This window comes from Coriobacteriia bacterium (assembly GCA_041658765.1).
GTDB lineage: Bacteria > Actinomycetota > Coriobacteriia > Anaerosomatales > JBAZZO01 > JBAZZO01.
Genome location: JBAZZO010000005.1, coordinates 95,971 through 109,048, shown reverse-complemented (window position 1 = coordinate 109,048; position 13,078 = coordinate 95,971). Strand labels below are relative to the sequence as shown.

At 69.2% G+C, this 13,078-nt stretch carries 14 protein-coding genes; 3 read left to right on the top strand and 11 right to left on the bottom strand.

All coding sequences use genetic code 11. The annotated features are described in order from the left end of the window. Positions 1 to 11: 11 nt before the first annotated feature. Positions 12 to 710 carry a response regulator transcription factor gene (locus WC971_04895; GenBank protein MFA5844152.1) on the bottom strand — a complete coding sequence of 233 codons (699 nt, stop codon included), beginning with the start codon at positions 708 to 710 and terminating at the stop codon, positions 12 to 14. A gap of 98 nt (positions 711 to 808) precedes the next feature. Between WC971_04895 and WC971_04890 the strand changes: the two genes are divergently transcribed. After that, positions 809 to 1,573, top strand: coding sequence for a type III pantothenate kinase (locus WC971_04890; protein ID MFA5844151.1), 765 nt, complete (start codon positions 809 to 811; stop codon positions 1,571 to 1,573). Between the two features lie 114 nt (positions 1,574 to 1,687). Beyond that, positions 1,688 to 3,550 (top strand): glycosyltransferase family 2 protein, encoded by a 1,863-nt coding sequence (locus WC971_04885; GenBank protein ID MFA5844150.1) that lies wholly within the window; start codon positions 1,688 to 1,690, stop codon positions 3,548 to 3,550. Between the two features lie 3 nt (positions 3,551 to 3,553). Here WC971_04885 and WC971_04880 read toward each other — a convergent pair whose 3' ends face one another. Continuing rightward, positions 3,554 to 4,819, bottom strand: coding sequence for a glycosyl hydrolase (locus WC971_04880; protein MFA5844149.1), 1,266 nt, complete (start codon positions 4,817 to 4,819; stop codon positions 3,554 to 3,556). A gap of 186 nt (positions 4,820 to 5,005) precedes the next feature. Here WC971_04880 and WC971_04875 point away from each other — a divergent pair, with 186 nt between their 5' ends. Next, on the top strand, positions 5,006 to 6,199 hold the full coding sequence (locus WC971_04875) for a glycosyl hydrolase (GenBank protein ID MFA5844148.1): 1,194 nt from the start codon (positions 5,006 to 5,008) through the stop codon (positions 6,197 to 6,199). Here the strand turns inward: WC971_04875 and WC971_04870 are convergent. From WC971_04870 to WC971_04830, 9 genes are all read right to left on the bottom strand, one after another. After that, the gene (locus tag WC971_04870; GenBank protein MFA5844147.1) at positions 6,196 to 6,465 is read right to left on the bottom strand and encodes a hypothetical protein; all 270 of its coding nucleotides are present in this window, start codon (positions 6,463 to 6,465) and stop codon (positions 6,196 to 6,198) included. The genes WC971_04875 and WC971_04870 overlap by 4 nt on opposite strands. After that, positions 6,462 to 7,865, bottom strand: a complete 1,404-nt coding sequence (atpD, locus tag WC971_04865; GenBank protein MFA5844146.1) for a F0F1 ATP synthase subunit beta — start codon at positions 7,863 to 7,865, stop codon at positions 6,462 to 6,464. The genes WC971_04870 and atpD overlap by 4 nt, the downstream gene beginning before the upstream one ends. Before the next feature lie 107 nt (positions 7,866 to 7,972). Beyond that, positions 7,973 to 8,869 carry an ATP synthase F1 subunit gamma gene (atpG, locus tag WC971_04860; protein MFA5844145.1) on the bottom strand — a complete coding sequence of 299 codons (897 nt, stop codon included), beginning with the start codon at positions 8,867 to 8,869 and terminating at the stop codon, positions 7,973 to 7,975. 10 nt (positions 8,870 to 8,879) lie between these two features. Further along, entirely contained in the window at positions 8,880 to 10,709 is a 1,830-nt protein-coding gene (gene atpA, locus WC971_04855; protein MFA5844144.1) for a F0F1 ATP synthase subunit alpha, read from the bottom strand. Positions 10,710 to 10,717: 8 nt separating this feature from the next. Beyond that, on the bottom strand, positions 10,718 to 11,290 hold the full coding sequence (locus tag WC971_04850) for a hypothetical protein (protein ID MFA5844143.1): 573 nt from the start codon (positions 11,288 to 11,290) through the stop codon (positions 10,718 to 10,720). A 10-nt stretch (positions 11,291 to 11,300) separates the two neighbouring features. Beyond that, complete coding sequence (locus WC971_04845) at positions 11,301 to 11,795, bottom strand: ATP synthase F0 subunit B (GenBank protein MFA5844142.1); 495 nt, start codon at positions 11,793 to 11,795, stop codon at positions 11,301 to 11,303. 22 nt (positions 11,796 to 11,817) lie between these two features. Beyond that, a complete protein-coding gene (gene atpE / locus WC971_04840; protein ID MFA5844141.1) occupies positions 11,818 to 12,045 on the bottom strand; it encodes an ATP synthase F0 subunit C in 228 nt (75 codons plus the stop codon). 3 nt (positions 12,046 to 12,048) lie between these two features. Beyond that, positions 12,049 to 12,783, bottom strand: a complete 735-nt coding sequence (locus WC971_04835; protein MFA5844140.1) for a FoF1 ATP synthase subunit a — start codon at positions 12,781 to 12,783, stop codon at positions 12,049 to 12,051. Between the two features lie 24 nt (positions 12,784 to 12,807). After that, complete coding sequence (locus WC971_04830) at positions 12,808 to 13,005, bottom strand: hypothetical protein (protein MFA5844139.1); 198 nt, start codon at positions 13,003 to 13,005, stop codon at positions 12,808 to 12,810. Positions 13,006 to 13,078 lie beyond the last annotated feature (73 nt).

Below are 13,078 nucleotides of genomic sequence, written 5' to 3'. Positions count from 1 at the left end.
CCCCCGGCGGGCTATCCGCCGAGGCGGTAGCCGTACCCGCGGACGGTCTCGACGATCGCCGGGTCGACGTCGGCGGCCTCGAGCTTGTCGCGCAGGCGCTTGATGTGGGTGTCGACGGTCTTCGTCTCGACGAGGTACTCCCATCCCCAGGCCTGACGCAGCAGCTGCTCGCGTGAGAGCACCTTCCCCGCGTGGCGCATGAGGCATGCGAGGAGCTCGAACTCACGCGGCGTGAGGTCGATCTCGCGCTCGCCCGACGTCGCGAGATGCGACGTCTCGTCGAGGACGATCCCTGCGGCCTCCAGCCGGTCGCCTTCCGGGTCGCCGACGCGCGCGGTCGAGCCCGCGGCACGGCGCAACAGCGCCTTCACGCGCGCTTGGAGCTCTCGGATGCCGAACGGTTTGGCGAGGTAGTCGTCTCCGCCGATCTCGAGACCGACGACCTTGTCCAGCTCGGTGTCGCGCGCGGAGAGGAAGAGCACCGGGACGTCCTGTTTGGCGCGCAGGCGGCGGCAGACCTCGTAGCCGTCGATCCCCGGGAGCATGATGTCGAGGATCACGAGCTCGAAACGATGAGCCTCGGCGAGCGCGAGCGCCTCGACTCCGGTGGACGCGCACGTCACCTGGTATCCCTCCTTGCGGAGGTTGTACGAGACGAACTGGAGGATGTTCTCCTCGTCGTCCACGACGAGTACCTGCGGTGCGGTCACGGTAACGGCCTCCCCCTTGCTCGGCGGCGGGTCCGACGCGATGATACACCCCAGGTAAGCACGGACGCCGCTTCTGTCCCGTGGAAGGAAACCCGACCGTGATCCTCGCCGTCGACGTCGGCAACACGCAGACCGTGCTCGGCCTCTTCTCGGGCGAGGACCTCGATGGGCACTGGCGCGTCTCGACCGACCCCGCGATGACCGCCGACGAGCTGCGCGTGAAGATCGACGGGCTGCTCGCGTCCGAAGGGCTGGGGCTCGCCGACGTCGAGCGCATCATCGTCTCGTCGGTGGTGCCGCGCCTCACCGTCGCGTACGAGGAGATGACCCAGCGCGCGACCGGGAAGCGGCCGATGGTGGTCGGTCCGGGACTGCGCAGCGGCATCCGCATCGCGTACGAGAACCCCGCCGAGGTCGGCGCCGATCGCATCGTGAATGCGGTCGCGGCCGTGCGCGAGCATGGGGCCCCGGTCGTCGTCGTCGATTTCGGCACCGCGACCACGATCGACGTCATCGACGCTTCCGGCGCCTACATCGGCGGTGCGATCGCTCCCGGCGTCGAGACGAGCGCGGAGGCGCTCTTCTCTCGCGCGGCGCGTCTGAGCAAGGTCGACCTCGAGGCCCCCGATAAGGTCATCGGCACGAACACGCGGGCTTCCGTGCAGGCCGGGCTGCTGTTGGGCGAGGCGGCGATGGTCGACGGCCTCGTGCGCCGCGTCTTCGCGGAGATCGGCGTCGAGGCGCCGGTCGTGGCGACGGGCGGGCTCGCCGCGCGCATGGCGCCGTTGTGCGAGACGATCACAGCCGTCGATCCGGATCTCACCCTCAAGGGGCTCATGGCGGTGTACGCGCTCAACGCGTGAGGCGAGAGCCTGCCGCTTCCGGGGTATCAACGTAACGCCGGAGATGCGCTCGACGCCACCTTGGAGGGGACAGAGATCACAGAGACCAGGCGTAAGGCTATCTTCGCGCTACGCATGGGTGCGGTCGCGGCGGCCGTCGCCTACGGCGCGTACTACATCGTCTGGCGCGTGGCGGCCGGCACGGTCGACATGCGGGCCTGGTATCTCGGGATCCCACTGATCGCCATCGAGGCCTTCGCCTGCTACCAGCTCTTCCTCGCCTTCGTGCGGATGCGCGCCGACACGCGCGGCTCCATCGGCGCAGACGCGGTCGCGCACCTTCTCGCGGCATGCAGCCTCGATAGCGAGTGCTTCACGGTCGACGTGCTCCTCCCGACGTACGACGAGCCGAGCGAGGTGCTCGAGCAGACCATCCGCGCCGCGCGCGACATCGCGTATCCCCACGAGACGTTCGTGCTCGACGACGGCACGCGTTCCTGGGTCGAGGAGCTCTGCGTACAGGAGGAGGTCCGCTACGTCACGCGCCCGGACAGGGCGCACTTCAAGGCGGGCAACATCAATCACGCGCTCGGCGTCTCCGAAGGCGAGTTCCTCGTCGTGCTCGACGCGGACTTCATCGCGCTACCGAACCTGATCGGCGCGTTCCTGCTGTACTTCGACGACGAGCGGGTCGCCGTCGTGCAGGGTCCGCAGGCCTTCTACAACGTCGATAGCTTCCAGCATTCGCGCGACGGCTCCTGGAACGATCAGACGCACTTCTTCCGGACGGTGCTCCCCGCCAAGGCGCAGTCGAACAGCGCGTTCTGGTGCGGGACTCCGGCGATGCTTCGCCGCGCGGCGCTCGAGAGCATCGGAGGGGTGAGCACCCACTCCATCACCGAGGACATCGAGACCAGCTTGGTCCTCGAGTCGCAGGGCTGGGTCATCGGATACCACAACGAGACGGTCGCGGTGGGTCAGGCGCCGGCGAACATCGAGGGGTTCATGACGCAGCGGCTGCGGTGGGGTCGCGGCGCGCTGCAGCTGCTGGCGACGAGGCGGTTCAACCCGCTCGTGATGCCCGACCTCAAGCCCCGCCAGCGGCTCGAGTACCTCGAGTCCATGAGCTTCTGGTTCCAGGGGTGGTTGTTCTCGCTCGAGTACCTCATCCCGCCGGTGGTGCTCGTCTTCGCGGTCTCCCCCGTGGCGTTCACCGTGACGCCCATGGCGTTCTTCGTGAGGTGGGGGACGTTCACGGTCTTGTTCATCGCGGCCAACTACGTCGCCGCTCCGCGCACCTTCCGGTTCCTCGAGACGAGCATGTACCGGCCGCTGTACACGCTGATACACATCACGGTCGGTCTTGATGCGCTCGCTCGCCGCCGGCCGGCGTTCAAGGTGACGAGCAAGTCGCTCAACGCGAGATCGCTCTTCCGTCCGTTCCTCGCCGCGATGTACGTCGTCGCCGCCGTGATGCTGGGCTCCTTGACCTACCGGCTGCTCGTCGAGGCCGGCATCGCGCCGGGCGTGACGGGGTACCGCGGACTGTTCGTGATGGCGGGGGCGTTCGCGCTCTACTTCGCGGTGGTCTTCCTCCTGCTCGCGCGGCGCATCACCGTCGCCGCGCGAGAGAAGAGGCGGTACTTCCGGCGGAAGCTGTCTTCAGCGATCGCGGGCACGCTGCTGGCGGACGACGAGAGGGCCCCCGTCGCCGTGGTCGACCTCTCGCTGCACGGAGCGCTGCTGAGTCTCGAGCCCCTCGACGCCGCCGAGGTCCTCGCGACACTGGAGAGGCTCTCGCTGCTGGTGGAACTGCCGGGCGGCACGCTGGAGGCGTCGGTCACACTGCGGTCTCTCACGCCCTCGCCCGGGCTGCTCTTCGCGGGGGTGGAGTTCGGTTCGGCGTCGGACGAGCACCAGCGTCTGCTCGAGGCGTACCTCGCCGAGTCACTCGCTGTGGCGGAGCATCGTTACGACGACCGGCCAGCGGCGGCTTGAGGGTCAGAAGCTCGCGGCGCCGAGGCTGAACGAGGCGAGCGTGCCCGGGCTGCTTTCGACCCGCCAGTCGGCTTCTTTGGCGACGTTGAACCAGCAGACGCCCTGGATGCGAGGGAAGCGCTGCGGGATGACCCGGAACATGTCGGCGATCCAGGCGGCCTTGTCGCCGCCGTCCGTCGAGCTGGCGGTCTCGGCGATGAACATCGGCTTGGCGGTCAGCGGGGTGACCTCTGCGTACGCGCGGCCGAACGTGTCGGCGAACGACCTCCACGTCGACCACGAGGCGCTCGAGCCGAAGTTGTAGCCGTCGAAGGCGATGTAGTCCACGTACGCGTCTCCCGGCCAGTAGCGCGCGATCGCGTTCTCCGGCACGGCCGGCACGCTGTCGCTGCTGGGCGCCCAGACGAACCGGACGTTATCGGCTCCCTCGGCGCGGAAGATGTCGCGCACATGGCGCCAAGCGGCTACGTACTCTTCGGGCGAGTTGCCGTTGACGGTGCCGGCCCACGGGTACCAGTTCCCGTTCATCTCGTGCAGCGGGCGGAGCCAGACGGTGCGGCCGAACGCCTTCGCGTCGGCGGCGTAGCGGCGAAGGTAAGCGTCCCACGCGCCGGAGACGATCGCGTGCAGCGAGTACCCGGGCTGGTCGACCCCGCGGGCGGGGTCCCAGAACTCGAGCGTGGCCATCCCTACGGCGCCGGTGCCGGCGGCGTTGGCGGCCGCCACCGCGTCGAAGCCCTGCGCGGTGGTCTGGAAGTAGTTGACGACGGAGGCGTCGACCCCGGTGATCGACTCGAGGGTCGCGAGCGGCTGGATCGTGCGCGGGGCGTCCTGCACGAAGTAGCCGACCCAACGGTCGGTGGGGAGCGCGACCCGGGTCAGCGTCACGGGGGCGGACGACGACTGCCGCTCGATGCCGCGTGCCGCGGTGACGATCCAGCGGTAGTAGCCCCTCGGGGCGGGGCTCGACGTGGCGGTCCTGCCGTCCCAGCGTATCGCGTAGCGGCCAGCCGGCTGCGACAGCCCCGAACGCAGCGTGCGGACGAGCGTCGCGCCGCGGTAGACGCGAACCGTGACCCGCGCCGACGCCGTGAGCCGATACGAGATGGGGAGAGTGTCGCGATAGCCGTCGCGATCGGGGGAGAACGAGGTGAGAGGGGATGCCGCCGATACGTAGCGCGTGGATGCCGCTGCGGGAGCGCCGGGGAACGCCCCGACCGCGAGGGCGGCGATCGCGCAACATGCGAGGATCCTGTGCGGGCGTCTCATGTCTGTCGCTTCTATGCTCATCGGCCCGGGCGTGCGGCCGTTCATGTCTGATGATGTTACTCCATGTATCGGCTCGAACGCTATCTGCATAGAGCCGCTTCGGACCAACGGCGGGCGGAGGGCTGGCCGCGGACCGTAATGGGTATCTGGAGGCATACGCCGGACGTCGGGAAGCGGGGCCGAGGGATGTCGGACGGGGTTCTTCGTCTCGCGGGACGCGCCGCGGCAACACTCGTCGCGGGCGCGCTCGTCGTCGGTCTGCTCGCCGGGTGCGGTGGAGTGCGGGTCTCTTCGACGGCCCCGCCCCCGGCCGCGACCGCCTCACCCACGCCTCCGGTCGTCGCGGAACCGACCACTCTCTCCCTCGCCGCGAAGCTGCTCCCGCTCCCCAAGGGCGCTTACCTCGGCGTCTACGCGCCGCCGGCGCCGTTCGAGGCGTCCGCCGTGGCGTCGTTCGAGAGCGCGGCGGGCAAGGGCGTCGGCATCGTCATGTGGTACCAGCCTTGGGCGCGCGACAACCGCTACCGCGTCGACTCGAAGGCGGTCTCCGCGCTGCTGATCGACGGCAAGGTCCCGCTCATCACCTGGGAGCCCTGGGACCCGGGCTCGAACGCCAATCAGGTGAAGAATCCCGGCGTGAACCCCACGTACCGCCTCTCGCGCATCATCGCGGGCGACTTCGACGACTACATACGGAGCTGGGCGCGCGATCTGCGCTCGCTGGGAGGGCCGGTGCTGCTGCGTCCGATGCACGAGATGAACGGGAACTGGTACCCGTGGTGCGGCACCGTCAACGGCAACCGGCCCCCGGAGTACGTGCAGGCGTGGAGGCACATGCACGATATCTTCACGCAGGAGGGCGCCGACAACGTCGCGTGGGTATGGAGCATCAACCACGAGAGCGTGCCCGCGTCGACGAACAACCGGTACGCCGCCTACTACCCGGGGGACGCCTATGTGGATTGGACCTCGATCAGCGGCTTCAACTGGGGCACGTCGAGCTCCTTCGGGCAGTGGCAGCCGTGGTGGCATTGGTACGAGAAACCGCTGACCTACCTCGAGACGCTGCGCAAGCCCATCTGCATCTCCGAGTTCGCCACCGTGGAGCAGGGCGGCGACAAGGCCGCCTGGCTGCTCGACGCGTACAGGAGGATCGCCCAGCACCCGAAGGTCAAGGCCGTCGTCTACTACGACGCGCACGAGAAGGGGCCGACGCGCGATCAGGACTGGCGCATGGAGTCGACGACGCGGAGCCGGAACGCGTTCCGCCGGGCGGTCGCTCCCGCCTACTTCAGCGCCGACGCTCCGCCGGCGCTGCGCGACTGGCTCGCCGCGCTCTCCACTGGCGAGCGGACGCTGCTGGAGGGCCTCGGGCGCTAGGACGCCGACGGGACGACGATCGTCACCCGGCCGTCCAGTACCTCCATCACACCGCTGCCCACGGGCGTCCGGTGCGTATGCCCGTCCACGATCCAGCGCATCTCGCATGCCGACGTGTGCGTGAGCATCGGCGCGTGCGCCTGCAACACCGCGACCTCGCATCCGGGCCGCCCGCCGTCTTCGCGACGCACGACCACGGACTCGACGCCGTGCGCGGCCACCATCACCCCGAGCGGCGTCACGACCTCGAGCTCGAACCCGCTCACGCCGCTTCGCCTCCCGACACCCTCTCGAGCACCTCGTCGATGGTGCCGGTCATGTAGAACGCCTGCTCGGGCAGATCGTCGTGCATCCCGTCGCAGATCTCGCGAACGCCGCGCAACGTCTCGGAGATGGTGACGTACCGGCCGGGGATGCCCGTGTACTGCTCAGCGACGAAGAACGGCTGCGACAGGAACTTCTGCAGGCGGCGGGCGCGCAGCACCACGGTCCTGTCCTCCTGGGACAGCTCCTCCACGCCGAGTATGGCGATGAGGTCCTTCAGCGCCGCGTAACGCTGCAGGTACGCGCGGGTGCGCGAGGCGAGCTCTACGTGTTCCGCGCCCACCGCCCAAGGTTCGAGGATCTGCGAGGAGGACTGCAGCGGGTCGACTGCCGGGTAGATGCCCTGCTCGACTATCTTGCGGGAGAGCACCACGGCGGCGTCCAGGTGCGAGAAGACCGCCGCTGGGCCGGGGTCGGCGAGGTCGTCGGCGGGCACGTAGACCGCCTGCACGCTGGTGATGGCTCCGTCTTCCGTGGAGACGATGCGCTCCTCGAGCTGGCCGATCTCGGTGAACAGCGTCGGCTGGTACCCCATCTCGGCGGGGATGCGGGCGCGGAGCAGCGACACCTCAAGGCCGGCCTGCACGTAGCGGTAGATGTTGTCGAAGAAGAGCAGGACGTCCTGGTGTTCCTCGTCGCGGAAGTACTCGGCCGCGCGCAGGGCGGAGAACGGCAGGCGGAACCGCGCACCCGGGGGCTCGTTCATCTGTCCGAAGAACAGCACCGCGCGCTCGAGCACACCCGCCCGCTCCATCTCGATCCATATGTCGTTGCCCTCGCGCGTGCGCTCGCCGATGCCGCCGAACACGCTCACACCCTTGTGCTCGAGGCCGACGTTGCGGATGAGCTCCATGATGACGACGGTCTTGCCCACACCGGCGCCGCCGAACAACGCGATCTTGCCACCGCGGGGGAACGGGGTGAGCAGGTCGATCGCCTTGAGGCCGGTCTCGAAGACCTCGGGGTACGAGCGTATGCGCGCGTACGGGATCGGCGGCCGGTGGATCGAGTCGCGCCGCAAGGCGACCACGGGCCCACGCATGTCGATAGGCTCACCGAGCACGTTGAGCAGCCTGCCGCGGATGCCCGGCCCGACCGGCACGGTGATGGGCTCGCGGGTGTCGAGGACGTTCACGCCGCGGCGCAGCGCGTCGGTCGAGTCCAGGGCGATGGCGCGCACGAGTCCCTCGCCCAGCAGTTGCGCGGCCTCCATCGGCAGGCGTATCCCCTCGTCCTCGGCGATCAGCAGATTGCCCAGTTGCGGCAGGGAGCCACGGAACCCGACGTCGACCACCGGGCCTTGGACCTGCAGGACCGTGCCCGCGCTGATCTCCCGGCTCATCTTCTCCGAGATGCGGCTGACCGCGTCGTGCACGAGACGCTCGAGTTCGGGCGAGGCCGTCGCCGCCGCGCCGTCGGGATCGGACACCGCACCCGCCTCCTCTTCTCTCATGCGTGCGCCCCGTGGCGCATGCGGGCCGCGTAGAGCACGCCGATCAGATCGGTGGTGATCGCTTCGCGGCGCACGCGGTTGGCGGAGACCGTGAGCTCTCGCAGAGCGGTGCGGGCGCGTTCGGATGCCTCCTCCATGGTGATCATCCGGGCCGCCTGTTCGGAGGCGTACGACTCGAGCATCACGTCCTCCACCTGGAGTGTCAGGTACGCGTCGAGCAGAGCTTCGATCGCTTCGCGCCTCTCCGGTTCGTAGCACCAACGCACGTCGGCGCCCGGCTCGTCCGCCGCGCCGACCTCGAGCGGGAGAGGGAGCAGCGTCTCGACCGTCGGCTCTCCACGGACCGTGGAGATGAAACGCGTGTACACGCAGACGATCCGGGAGTACCCGCCGTCGAGGAACGCGGCCGACAGCTCGGCGGCCAGCCGTTCCACCTCGGTGGGCGTGACGCCCGCCTTCGGCCAGTTCTCCGAGCGCAGGACGTTCGTGTTCTCACGGCGCTCCAGATAGCGGGCTCCCTTCAGGCCCTTGGCGATGAACGCTACCTCGCGACCGGCCGCGGAGCACGTCTCGGCGAGATCCGCCGCCAGCCGGCTCACCGCGAGGTTGTGTCCTCCGCACATCCCGCGGTCTCCGCTCAGGACCAGGGCGAGCACGGCACCCCCGGTCTCTTCGGCGCGGTGGTACGGGGTCAGGGACGCCAGGTCCTCGCCGGCGGCGAGGGCCTGGTGGGCGACCATCCGCCGCACGCGCTCCATGTACGCGCGCATCCCGATGGCGCGCTCGTGGGTCTTGCTCAGCTTGGCCGAAGCCACGGTCGCCATGGTGCGGGCGACCGTCTCGATGTTGCGGACCACGCCGATCCGGTGGCGTATCTCGACGAGTCTGGGCACTTCGCACCCCTCACGTCGCGTGCTGGGGCTCGGTGGCGAACGACGCGAGCGCCGAGTCGAGCCGCTCGGTGATCTCGGGCGAGAGCGAGCCGGACTCGCCCAGCTCGGCAAGGATACCGGGGTGATCCTTGGACACGTACTCGACGAGGCGTCGCTCGGCCTCGGCTATGCCGTCGACGGGCACGGCGTCGAACACCCCTCTTCCGACCGCGTACAGGACGAGGACCTCGACCTCGGCGCTCATCGGCGCGTGCTGGGCCTGCTTGAGCAGCTCGCGGGCGCGTTCGCCGCGCGCGAGCTGGCGGACCGTGGCCTCGTCCACCTCGGCGCCGAACTTCACGAACTGCGCCATCTCCTCGTACTGCGCGAGGTCGACCCGCAGCCGCCCGGCGACCTGCTTCATCGCGCGCGTCTGCGCCGATCCACCCACGCGCGAGACCGACAACCCCACCTCCATCGCCGGCCTGGAGCCCTCGTTGAAGAGGTCGGCCGAGAGCATGATCTGACCGTCGCAGATGGAGATGACGTTGGTGGGGATGAAGGCCGAGATGTCTCCGGCGAGCGTCTCGACTATCGGCAGGGCGGTCAACGAGCCGCCCCTGCGCTCGTCGGAGAGGCGCGCCGCGCGCTCGAGCAGCCGCGAGTGCACGTAGAAGATGTCGCCCGGGTATGCCTCGCGGCCGATAGGGCGGCCGAGCAGCGCCGACACCTCGCGGTACGTGACGGCGTGCTTGGAGAGGTCGTCGAAGACGACCAGGGCGTCGCGGCCCGCCTCCATGTAGTACTCGCCCATCGCGCAGGCGGTGTACGGCGCGAGGTAGCGGAAGGCCGGCTGCTCGTTGGGGAACGCGACCACCACGGTCGTGTACTCCATCGCCCCATGCTCCTCGAGGATGGACACCACGCGTGCCACGGACGACGCCTTCTGCCCGATCGCCGCGTAGATGCAGCAGACGCCGGTCCCCCGCTGGGCGAGGATCGTGTCGATGGCGATCGTGGTCTTGCCCACGCGCCGGTCGCCGATGATGAGCTCGCGCTGCCCCCTGCCGAGGGGGACCAGCGCGTCGAGCGCCTTGATCCCCGTGTGCAGCGACGTGGTCACCGGCTGGCGCTCGACGACGCCGGGCGCTTTGCGTTCGGCGGGCAGGTACGCGCGAGCCGTGATCGGCCGCTTGCCGTCGATCGGGTCCCCGAGCGAGTTGACGACGCGACCGAGCAGCGTCTCGCCCGCGGGAACGCGGAGGAGGTGTCCGGTCCTGCGCACGTCGCTCCCCTCGGAGATGCCTTCCTCCGGGCCCAGCAGCAGACACCCGACCTTGTCCTCGAGCAGACTGAACGCGATGCCGAGCACCCCGCCGGGGAACTCGACGAGCTCCTGGGAGCCCACCCTGCGCAGGCCCGCGACGAACGCGACGCCGTCTCCGACCTCCAGCACGGTCCCGCTCTCGGAGAGTTCCTCGACCGACACGCTCGGCGAGGTCGTTTCCAGAAGCCGGTGCAGGAGTCCGTAAGTGTCCTCGGGCGCGCCGGTGAGTTCCTCCTCGCCCGCGGCGTCCAGCTCCCGCTCGATCCCGGCCAGCCACGTCGCGCGGGCATCGAGAGTCACCCTGTGGTCGCCGCCCAGGTAGAGTATGGCGCCGGCGTCCATCGTGGGGTTCACGCGGAGCTCGACGGCCACGTTGCGCCCAGCCATCCGGGAGAGCATCTCGGCGACGCGGTGGACGATCTCGTCCTCGAGGTACGTCTTGCTGCACAGCGTGACGGCGACGCCTTCACACGAGGAGAGCGCCGAGCGCAGTGCCGTGCCCAGCTCGGCGTCGGATCGCTCGCTCGTCGGCATGTGACGTCTCACCGGCTCTCGGCGGCGATGGAGGTGGCTCGCTCGAAGCGCTCCAGTCCGGCGATCACGGCTCTCTGGATGAGCGCGCGCTGCTCGGGCAGGGTGTACTGATCGTTGACGATCGAGCGCGTCGCGTCGGCGACCACTTCGATGAGGCGGTCGCGGACCTCGGTCTGCATGTCGCCGTGTTCGGCGGCGAGCACTTCGACGGCGCGAGCCTCCAGTTCGACCGCACGCTGTTCGGCGACCGCGTGCGACTCCTTCACGAGGGCCGCGGCGCGTGCGCGAGCCTCCCTGACGACCTGCCGCGCCTGCGCCTCGGCGGCCCCTCGAGCCGCCTGTGCCTCCGCGCGCGCCGTCTCCAGGGCCCCCTCGGCTCGGCCGGCCGCCTCGAGGCGCGTCTCGAGCGCCGCTCGCCGGTCGGCGAGCCTGCCGGTGATGATGCCCCGCCTCTTGGATGAGCCGACCGTGAGGGCCCAGACCGCGGCGACGAGGATGAGGAACTGCACGACCTCGACCGCGAAGCGACCGATGTCCGCGGTTATCTCGTGACCGACTTCGGCGAACAGTTCCCCGACCACCGACGCCCCCTTACGTCTGACGTCGGGCGATGCGGGAGTCGACGGCGTCGATGACACGCCGCTCGTCCACGTCGCCGACGATCTTCGCGCATGCCAGCCGTACGCATTCGACCGCCTGAGAGTGCAGGTTCGCGAGTTCGGCGTCTCGTTCGGCGGCTATCTTCCGGCGCCCGGCCTCGAGGGTCTCGCCCATGCGCGCGCTCGCCTCGCCGAGCATCCTTCGTCTCTCGGTCTCGGTCGCCTCGCGCGCCTCGCGCACGATCTCCTCGGCACGTTCGCGCGCTTCGGCGAGCATCTTCTCGCTGTCCGCGGAGGCTCGCTCGCGTTCCTCCTCGGCCTCAGCAGTCTTGCGGTCGGCTTCCTCGATGAAGGCGCGCCGGCGCTCCATGACCTCGATGAAGGGCGCGAAGTAGTATCGGCGCATAGCGAGGAAAGTGAGCGTGAAGATCGCCATGGCGGCGAGGATCACGCGCCAGTCGAGCTGGTTGATGGGGTTGAGGTCCATCCCGCTCACCCCTGCCGGCCGGTCACATCTTCCCCGCCATCACCAGCGTCACGACCAGCGTGTAGATGCACAGCGCCTCGACCAGGGCCATCCCGATGAGCATGGCCGTGAACAGCTGTGGAGCGATCTCGGGTTGCCGGGTCATGCCTTCGATCGCCGACACCGAGATCCAGCGCATCGCGACGGATGCGGCGGTGGCACCGACCACGATGGGCAGGACCACGACTCCTCCGGCTATGACCGCCTCCATGGCTCACGCCCCCCTTTCCATGTCCGGGGTGGCGCCGGCGCCCGGCTCCGCCCTGTCGATCACGCGAGGGCGGTCGCCCTCCGACTCCGAGTGCACCGCGCTGGCGAGGAAGCTCGCCGTCAGCAGCGTGAAGACGAGCGCTTGCACGAACGCCGGGATGAGACCGAGCATGTGCAGGATCAGCGGGATGCCGAAGACGACCGACCCGGTCACGAGCACGACGGTCATGTACTCGCCGGCGATGTTGCCGAACAGCCGCAAGGACAGCGACATCACGTCGGTGATCTCCGAGATCCACTGGAGGGGATTCGGCCAGAACAGGTGCTTCATCGCGCCGAGCGGTCCGCGGAACAGTGCGCCGATGGCCATGGTGCCGAAGACGGAGCACAGCGCGAGCGCGAGGGTGACGCTGAAGTGACTCGTGGGCGGCGCGTTGAGCCTTGGGATCGGCAGGACCATCACCAGGTTGCTGGCGAAGATGAAGATGAAGAACATCGCGAGCACCGGCGCGATCACCCTCACGGCGCGCTCCCGCTGCCCGGAGGGCGCCATCTCCCGCGCCTTGTTGACGAAGAAGTCGAGCACCGATTCGCCGGCGTTCTGCCAGGTGTCCGGCAGGCCCTCGGTCAACCGGCGTCTGCCGAATAGTCTGCCCGCGCCGGCGAGCGCGGCGCCGACGAGCGCGGTGTTGACGATCACGATGAGCCACGTGGCCTCTGCGGCCGGACCGGTATCCATACCGGTGGCACCTCCCCGTGCCGGTTACATGTCGTCGCGCAGTCGGAGCATGTCGCGAACGGCGAGGACCAATGCGAGGAGCAGGCCTAGACCGGTGAGGTAGGGGAACCAGCCGAGGAAGCGGTCCGCCATGTAGCCGAGGAACGCCCCGGCCACGGAGTAGGCGGGCAGCAGGGACCAAAGCGCGATTATCCGCAGGAAGTCCCTAGGTATCAGATCCATCTGCGCATCATGCACCGGGCCCGCGGGTCCGGCCTCGGACGATCTTCCCCTCGGCACGCGATTCGCCCCCAGA

What these genes read in the sequence shown, in the direction of transcription:
- WC971_04845 (MFA5844142.1), bottom strand. Translation starts at nt 11,795, where the DNA reads ATGGACCTCAACCCCATCAACCAGCTCGACTGGCGCGTGATCCTCGCC.
- WC971_04875 (MFA5844148.1), top strand. Translation starts at nt 5,006, where the DNA reads ATGTCGGACGGGGTTCTTCGTCTCGCGGGACGCGCCGCGGCAACACTC.
- atpE (MFA5844141.1), bottom strand. Translation starts at nt 12,045, where the DNA reads ATGGAGGCGGTCATAGCCGGAGGAGTCGTGGTCCTGCCCATCGTGGTC.
- WC971_04880 (MFA5844149.1), bottom strand. Translation starts at nt 4,819, where the DNA reads ATGAGACGCCCGCACAGGATCCTCGCATGTTGCGCGATCGCCGCCCTC.
- atpA (MFA5844144.1), bottom strand. Translation starts at nt 10,709, where the DNA reads ATGCCGACGAGCGAGCGATCCGACGCCGAGCTGGGCACGGCACTGCGC.
- atpD (MFA5844146.1), bottom strand. Translation starts at nt 7,865, where the DNA reads ATGAGCCGGGAGATCAGCGCGGGCACGGTCCTGCAGGTCCAAGGCCCG.
- WC971_04835 (MFA5844140.1), bottom strand. Translation starts at nt 12,783, where the DNA reads ATGGATACCGGTCCGGCCGCAGAGGCCACGTGGCTCATCGTGATCGTC.
- WC971_04830 (MFA5844139.1), bottom strand. Translation starts at nt 13,005, where the DNA reads ATGGATCTGATACCTAGGGACTTCCTGCGGATAATCGCGCTTTGGTCC.
- WC971_04885 (MFA5844150.1), top strand. Translation starts at nt 1,688, where the DNA reads ATGGGTGCGGTCGCGGCGGCCGTCGCCTACGGCGCGTACTACATCGTC.